Source organism: Pseudovibrio sp. Ad46 (assembly GCF_001623065.1).
In the GTDB taxonomy this organism is placed as follows: Bacteria; Pseudomonadota; Alphaproteobacteria; order Rhizobiales; family Stappiaceae; genus Pseudovibrio.
Genome location: NZ_LMCG01000041.1, coordinates 335,944 through 344,552, shown reverse-complemented (window position 1 = coordinate 344,552; position 8,609 = coordinate 335,944). Strand labels below are relative to the sequence as shown.

Here is an 8,609-nt window from a genome sequence, read left to right as displayed (position 1 = left end):
GGGACGCTTATGTGCGCCTTGCTGCTTTCGATCAGCGCACCACACCAGAGCTGGGCGCAGCTGTGCTCAACGTCTCTCCAGATCTGACCCGCGATGAGGTCACCGGCGAGCCGTTCTATCTGGCGCGCCTGAAGATTCTGGATAGCGAAATGCCGAAGCTGAATGGCCAGACCCTCGTCCCGGGCATGCCCGTCGAAGGCTTCATCCAAACCGGCGAACGCACGGTCCTCTCTTACTTCATAAAACCCATGCAAGACCAAATCGCGCATGCGTTGAAAGAGAAGTAAGGAACCCCTTACTTCCTCGGAAGGCGGCTTCATTGATTTTTGAAGTCTTGAGGACTAGAATATGCACCGGAGTGGAAAGGGAGCTTACGCCCCCTTCCCTTTTCTTATTTGAAAGAGACTCGGAGTTGCATTAGCCAGCTGTTCCGAGTCTTTTTCATTTTAAGCGTGAGTGAAATGGGGAATAACCTCATCCCATCACCTCCGGTTTAAAGGCAAGGCTGTTGCCTCAGTCGGATAAGCCAATCTTGTCCGATGCATTGACTGGCACAACACAGCTGCTTTTGCCCTCAAAGAGCTTCCAGGTTAGCATCGAACATCGCGAACTTTATCTCCCTGATTTTGGGAGTGAGTTTCAATCGAATAGCAATTGGGAAACATTTAGTGTCGCGCCTATTTGCAAAGATTGAACGCTTGAAACTGAGTTCTACTTCTTGAGCTCACATTTAATTTTATTATTTTTTCGTAGACACTCAGATTTTCTCTGCTCAGCAGTGACGATTTTAAAACCCTTAACTCGCTCACCAAAAGCCTGCTCCAAAGCCTTCTTAAGCTTACCCTGCCAACTCTGCTGAAAAGACGTACCGTACCCGCCGTGCGGGATTACTGTAATCGTACCGGGAGCAAAATTCCCTTCAAATGTCGCATCCCCAATAGTGAGCGTGCGAGCTCTATTGGCAAATCTGCCAGAAGATTCGAAAAGCGCATAACGACCTCTACGGGGCTCAGCCGCAGGTCGCATTACATAATATTCGCCTTGATATTCAAATGAGACCCCAAACCCTCTAAAATATAATTTGCTCGGATCAGAGGTTTTCTTTCGAGTGCAATCTTCAAAAAATTTACCATTCTGAATACGACAAAATGTATCATTCATTATAATGTCAGTATTGGCATAGCGCCAAATAATATAGCTGTTGCTTTTTTCTAATGGAAATTTATCAAGAGCAAATTTGTAGCTCGTAACAGTGCCACATGCACCTAGTAGCAAGGCTACAAACCCAAAAGCGAACCATTTCCGCATACTATTCTCCTTTTAACTTTGAGTTAAAAGGCACATAAATAAAAACCTCATCTTAAGCAACAAAATCAAATATTTTAAACACGATATACTCTTCGCAGCAGCATACAATACAACTATAAATCGATACTTATTTCATATTCACTCAAAGTACACAGAATCTTTTTCAGCAAAAGTCGAAATGAATGAATTTATATTGAACACTTATGCAATCAATAGTTGATATGCATCGAGAAATATTGCCATTTAGAGATCTATAATTATTAGCATAAGTTTTGGATTGCTTTCCTACGACAAAAAAGCGGCTCTGGGAGCCGCTTTTTCTATTCTTGTAAAGGCCCTCGCATACCTGCGAAGGCCTTCTTTTTTGCTTAAACGAGCATTTCGCTTGGGCTGCTGAGGTCCAGGCCGATGACGAGTGGGTCATGGTCGGACGCGCCGTACTGGTCGTCAGTGTAGAAACCAGCATCGGTGAAGCGGCTGTTGTAGCTGAGCAGGTCTGGCTCATCAGCATTGATGTGCCACTCAGCAAGGCCGGTCACCTGATCAGCAAGGCTGTCGGATGCCAGGGCATGGTCCAGAGAACCACGCTGACCATCAAACACGAAGCTGTAAGCTTCATCGCCCAGGTACTGAGACAGAAGATCGGTCATATCGCCGCCCTCTACCAGTTCCTGTACGGAGTCGCCTTTGCCGTAGGTGTTCAAATCACCGATCACGAGGATGTCCGGATCAAGACCCGCACCTGCATATTCCGTTCTCAGCCACTCATGCAGCTCTTTTGCTGCATCTTCACGTGCCTGAGCCCAGAAGGCCTGCCCATCGCCCTGATCGTAGTTTGGATCAGCGATCAAGGCATCCAGATCTGCCTGTACCTGGTCAACATCAGCTGCCGGAATGGTACCTGCATCCAGTTTACCCTGAATGTCTTCCACCAGATCGCTCAGGCCGCTTGGACCCTTGGACTTGTAGTGGTTAACCGCGAGGGTAAAGCGCTCGCCGTTTGCATCCTCAAAAGTGGTTGCAACGGTTGGGCGGTTACGCTGGAAGTCACCTACATATGAACGATCAGCAAAGTCCTGCAGACGATCCGCAATCGCGTATGTCGCATCCGCACTTGTTTCCTGATAGGTGTAGGTTTCTGTCTCAATGACAGTCAGCTTGCCTGGACGGTAGATCATACCGGTGGTGATGGCATCAGACCCAATCGGAGCCCCGTCAGTCGGGTTCACGAAGGTGTAAAGCTCATCAGTCCGGCCCTGAGCGGTCAGTTCCGCATTCAGTGCATCAACAAGAGCGCTGATTGCAGAGGCATCATCAAAGCCGTTGTTCTCCAGTTCCTGAAGACCAAAGACATCCGCATCGATATCAAGCATTGCCTTGACGATCTTGTCGGTCTGACGGGCAAGATCTGCCTCAGAGCTCGCACCGCGCTGACCAAGACTGGTGAAGTAGTTCAGCACGTTGAAGCTGGACACTTTCAGATCACCGCCCACATCAGCAGGCTGGTCAGGACGGGCACCGGAGTTGGTGCTTTCATCGATGGAAATCTGGCCGTCAACGATCAGAGTATGACCATCAAAGCCTTCGGTGAGAATGCCTTCGATCGGCGCGTCGATCTCTGTGCCAAGACGCAGAGTTGCCCCTTCAGAGAAGTCATCACCACTATCCAGATACCCATTGCCATTGTCGCCGTTTTCTTCGGTAACTGGCACGTAGGTGAACTCGTCAGGGTTCTGCTCAGAAGAACCATCATCGATAAGGATGCGGTTGTTCTGGTTCATTTCCTGATGTTCGATGATCTGGTCAAGCTCATCCTGCGGATCGTACAGATGGGTTGCCTGATACTGGGCGCCAGCGGAAACTGTTATCTGACCGTAGCGGTCAAAATTGAAGTTTTCGATGACTGTCAGGGCATCGTCTGTACCGGAGCCAACGCTGACGCGCATGCCTTCCAGAGCTTCCAGGTTCTGCTGGCTTGTTGGAGACAGAAGTACCTGCATGTATTCTGGCAGATCATTGCCGGAAGACAGGATGCTCAAATCACCAATGTTTGTCAGCTGTGTCTGGCCACCAAACTCTGCAACAGTACCACCGAAGGACACTTCATCACCAACTGCAACGGTTGGAGCCGCGCCGGTGTAAACGAAGATACCTTCTGAGGTAGCGGAGTTGCCGTCGCTGTCAGTTGTTTCTTCCTGCAGATAGAAACCACTGCTGGTCACACTTGTTACAAGCGCGCTGACGTAAACGAACTCACCAACCATGCCGGATTCTGCACCGTCACCCTGAATGGTGGAGATGAGCGTAGGCGCGGTATCGTCGTTCACAACAGTGCTGGTTACGCTCTTGGTTGTGATCTTGCCACCCGTTGGGTTGCTCAAGGTCACAGACAGGGCTTCGCTCAGCTCGGTTGTTTCATCGCCAGTGATGTTGACTGTGATGGTCTTGGTGGTTTCGCCAGCTGCAAACTCGATGCTGCCAGATGGCAGAGTGCCACCGAAGTCAGCTGCATCAACATCGCCGCCAACAGCAAAGTCAACAGTGCCAGCCTCAGACAGATCACCATCACGGGTCACTGTGAACTCGAAGGAGGTTACGCCGCTGTCGCCTTCAGCTTTGGAGTCAGCTTCTGCTGCAATAGCGTAGGTTGTGGACGTACCGCCGCCACCTGTGGTGTCGCCTTCCAGCTGCAGGTTCTGCAGAACGAATGCTTCATTACTGCCGTTTGCAGAGCCTTCAACGATGATGGTCAGCTCGGAGCCTGAACCTTCCAGATCAGCAACAAGTGTTTGCAGCTGGTTGGTAAGAACAAGGCCAGAGTTGGTTTCAACCATTGGATCATTCAGATCAACAACCTTACCGCTGGCAAGAGTGTAAGACTGAGCACCGTCATTGTCAGAGGTGAAGGCGAACAAAGTTTGCTCTTCGCCACCATCAATGGAGTAGCGGATGGAGATGGTGTCATCAGACTCGAAGTCACCCATTGCACCAGCATCCAGAGACAGGCTGATATTGCTGTAATCTGAGATGTCGAAGCGCCAGGTCGCGACCAGTGGGTCGCCATTAGGATTATCGTCGTTGACGGTATCGGTCAGACCGAAGAACTCACCAGTGTTGGAGACTTCATCGATAACGCCGATTGCATCATTCTCGAAGCTGCCATTGGTGGAATCGACCAGCGAGAACGGAGCATCGGCAGCGGTGTACTTGCCAAAGCCGTCTGCAGGACTGGTGAAGTCTGGTGCAGTGCTGGTGTACTCGATCAGACGATCATTCTGTGAGTCCACCATGTCAAACGCGAAGGTTTCGCGCACAACAGCCGGGTTGCCCAGGATCTTCAGGTTTTGCAACGCAAACGCTTCAGAACTTCCGTCTGACTTGCCTTCAACGCTGATGGTCAGCTCAGAGCCAGTGCCTTCCAGATCAGACACGAGGGTCTGCAGCTGGTTGGTCAGCACAACGCCTGCGTCTGCATCAGTGAGCGGATCATCCAGATCAACAGTCTTGCCGCTGGCGAGGGTGTAGGTCTGTGCACCGTCATTGTCAGAGGTGAAGGAGTACAGAACCTGCTCTTCACCACCATCAATGGAGTAGCGGATCACAAAGGTGTCTGTGCCTTCAAAATCACCCATTGCACCAAGATCAAGGGAAAGACCCAGATCTTTGTAGCCTGCAATGTCGAAGGTCCAGGACGCTGTCAGTTCACCATCATTGTCATTGTTGATGCTGTCGGTTACGCCGAAGAACTCACCAGAGTTGGTGGCTTCATCGATGATACCCAGAACGTCATTCTCAAAGCCGCCATTGGTGGAATCGACCAGTGAGAACGGCGCGCTGTCTGCAGTGAACTTGCCGAAGCCATCAGCAACGCTGGAGAAATCAGGCGCAGTGTTGGTGAAGCTCACCAGGCCCTGATTTTGAGAGTCGACCATGTCGAACGCGATTACGTCACGCACAACTTCGTTTTCGTCTTCAACAGTGACGGCAACACTCTGCGTGTCGGTGCCGCCATCAGCGTCGGTGACAGTGACTTCAACCTGATAAACGTTGTCGCCATCAGCATCTGCTGGGGCTTCAAAATCAGGTGCTGTCTTGAAGCTCAGCTGACCGGTTTCAGCGTCGATTTCAAACAGCTCTGCATCAGTACCAGAAACGGAATAGGACAGATCTGTGTTGTCTACGTCGGTTGCAGATGCAGTCGCCACCTCAGTGGTGTTTTCTGCAACGGAAACGTCAGAAGCGACAGATAGAACCGGAGCCTGATTGGAACCAGTCACGGTCACAGTAACGGTGACGTCTTTGGTGCTGCCATTGCCGTCGGTGACTGTGTAAGTAAAGGTATCTTCTGCAGTCTCGCCTTCACGCAGGCTGTCAAAAACATTGCCTGGGTTGTAGGAGACCTGACCGTTCTCAAGAGAGACGGTTGCGCCAGAAGCGCTGCTTGCGGAAACTTCAGTGATTGTCAGCGTGTCGCCGTCATAATCCTTGTCGTTTTCCAGCAGAGTGGCAGCCTCAATCACAAGACCCTCATCGCCGGATGCAACAGCATCTTCACCAGCGCGGATCTCGTTGTTGCGACCATCCAAATAGTAAGTGTAGTCATCAGCTGCGAAGTGAACTGCCTCGACATTCATCAAGGTGTCTTTTTCAGAGCCGTCATTTGCAATGACTTTGGTCTTTGGATTCCACCAGCCACCACGCTGCTGGAATGAATAGTCATCGATTGAGCCTTCATAAACGGCTGTATCGAAACCACGACCACCATTGATGCTGTCATTGCCTGCACCACCATGGATGACATCGTCGCCACCAGCTGCGCTGATGCGATCGTTGCCTTCGCCAGCAAAGATAAGGTCATTGCCCTTACCTGCCCGGATCCAGTCATTTCCAGCATATGTGGAGATGGTATCGTTACCGTTGAAACCCCAGACCCAATCAATACCGTCGGTACCCGTGATGACGTCATCCCACCACGTGCCAAAGTTTACGCTGATCGAGTAGAAGTTAAATCGAGGAAAGAAATTGAACATGTATCAACCCCGTTACAGTTCATCTTATCCGAGTCCGTCACTCTCCTCCCAGTTTTGAGCCGGGAGCCAAGACGAACGATTATTTTTTGCTAGATGCCCGAAAGATTTTCTGGAGCATGCATCGACAGTTTTCTCGATGTGGAGGGTGACGTAAAGGACGTATTGATCAATTTTTCACTTTTCGCATATTATTTCGAATAATATTTTCTTTTGTGAATTTTTTTTCAACTTCGCGTTGCATATCAATGCCAAGGCGACAGGAAGTTACCCAGTGCTGTGCATAACTCGGGATGCTTTTAAACACAGTTTGGCTCCTGCGCGACTCATATTTCACAAAGGCGCACTGCGAATCCATAGATACAATTAAAATTTAATTATCAAAATCACGATTTTTGCGGGTTCATGGCGAGGGGCAGGCACCTGCTTGAGCAAAATCATACCAATTCTATATTTTATCTCATTTAGAGTATCATTTTCTAACTTGACTTATCTTTGTAGTATGTAGTTTCTTATATTCAATCTTTTCAGCAAACTAGGCGAATTTAGAGTGTGTTCGCCATAACAAAAATCTGATGAGACGGAATAAAGGGACGGGGCAAGCATGTGTAATTTGATCGATAAAATCAGAAAATCAGTGATCGGTGAAGACGCAGCCATTGCCACGGCATTTGGTCGTAAGCCATTGGTTTATGCGGATTACACAGCCTCAGGTCGTTCGCTGAGCATGATTGAGGATTACATCCGCGATCACGTTCTGCCTTACTATGCCAACACCCATACAGAGACCTCCTACACAGGTGCACAAACCACAGCGCTGCGCGAGCAGGCCCGTCAGCAGATCCGTTCGTCAGTTAACGCCACCGACGATCATTCCGTGATCTTTTGCGGCTCCGGTGCAACCTCCGCGATCCATAAACTGATCGATATTCTCAACCTGAAACTGCCTGCAGACCTGAGCGCACGCTACAAGTTTGAACAGCAGATACCGGCGAAAGAACGCCCCGTCGTCTTCATCGGCCCTTATGAACATCATTCCAACGAACTGCCATGGCGCGAGAGCATCGCGGACGTGGTTTCCATTCCCCTTTGCGAAGGCGGTCAGGTCTGTCTGGATGATCTTGAGAAACAGCTGATCAAATACGCAGATCGGCCCCTCAAGATTGGCAGCTTCTCGGCGGCCTCAAATGTCACCGGCGTCAAAACCGACGTCGACGCCGTCGCCCGCCTGCTTCATAAGCACGGCGCGCTCTCCTTTTGGGACTACGCCGCGGCGGCTCCATATGTAGGCATTGATATGGCTGGTGCTCAGGATGAACACGGCGACTGCGCCAAAGACGCTATCTTCCTGTCACCACACAAATTTGTCGGCGGACCGGGCACACCGGGCGTTTTGATCGTCAACGACGCAATTCTAAAGAACCGAGTGCCAGCAATGCCGGGCGGCGGCACCGTCATGTACGTAACACCGGAAGACCATCGTTATGTGGCTGACGCAGAACGCCGCGAAGAAGGTGGTACACCAGCTATCATTGAATCTGTGCGGGCGGGACTGGTGTTTAAGCTTCAGCAAGCCGTTGGTACCGATGAGATTGAACGTCGGGAAGAGAGCTTTGTCTCCAGAGCTGTAGCACGTTGGTCAAACTGCGAGAACATCGAGATACTCGGCAACACTGCGGCGCCACGCCTGTCTATCACCTCGCTGAAGATCACCCATAAAGGCAAAGACCTGCACTACAGCTTCATTGTGGCGCTGCTCAACGACCTGTTCGGCATTCAGGCTCGTGGTGGTTGCTCCTGCGCAGGTCCATACGGTCACACCTTGCTTGGCATGGACATGCACTACAGCAAAGCACTGGAGGAGCAACTGGTGGAAGGACACATGATCCTGCGTCCGGGTTGGATCCGCCTCAACTTCAACTACTTTATTGATGAAGACACCTTCGAATATCTGGTGCGGGCTATTGAGTTGGTTGCGGAGCATGGCTGGAAGTTGCTGCCATTCTATCGCTTCGACCAAAACGGCGCTGTCTGGCGCTACCAAAACCGAAAAACAGAACTCGCAGCATCTCTCGAAACACTCGATTTCAACGCACTGCCAGAAGCCGCAGAAAAATCAGAGCGCCCTTCTCTGGCTGAGACAATGAAAGCAGCTGAAGCCGAACTTCTGCGTAACCACAGCACTGAGGAACGCTACAACGTCATTCAGCCGCAAAAAGTAGAAGAACTCCGCTGGTTCGTCCGCCCACAAGACGTTGCCGTCGCATAAGAGTA

Annotated in this window: 3 protein-coding genes and 1 pseudogene; 2 read left to right on the top strand and 2 right to left on the bottom strand. The window is 50.6% G+C overall.

The window, feature by feature from the left end:
* A pseudogene (locus PsAD46_RS10820) lies at positions 1-287 on the top strand (HlyD family type I secretion periplasmic adaptor subunit); the annotation flags it as partial.
* Between the two features lie 424 nt (positions 288-711).
* On the opposite strand, the gene PsAD46_RS10815 reads toward PsAD46_RS10820, so the two are convergent.
* Positions 712-1,308, bottom strand: coding sequence for a hypothetical protein (locus tag PsAD46_RS10815; RefSeq protein WP_063306819.1), 597 nt, complete (start codon positions 1,306-1,308; stop codon positions 712-714).
* 368 nt (positions 1,309-1,676) lie between these two features.
* Positions 1,677-6,338: an ExeM/NucH family extracellular endonuclease gene (locus tag PsAD46_RS10810; protein ID WP_063306818.1), complete on the bottom strand. Its 4,662-nt coding sequence runs from the start codon at positions 6,336-6,338 to the stop codon at positions 1,677-1,679.
* A 601-nt stretch (positions 6,339-6,939) separates the two neighbouring features.
* Between PsAD46_RS10810 and PsAD46_RS10805 the strand changes: the two genes are divergently transcribed.
* Positions 6,940-8,604: an aminotransferase class V-fold PLP-dependent enzyme gene (locus PsAD46_RS10805; protein WP_063292894.1), complete on the top strand. Its 1,665-nt coding sequence runs from the start codon at positions 6,940-6,942 to the stop codon at positions 8,602-8,604.
* The last annotated feature ends 5 nt before the right edge of the window (positions 8,605-8,609 follow it).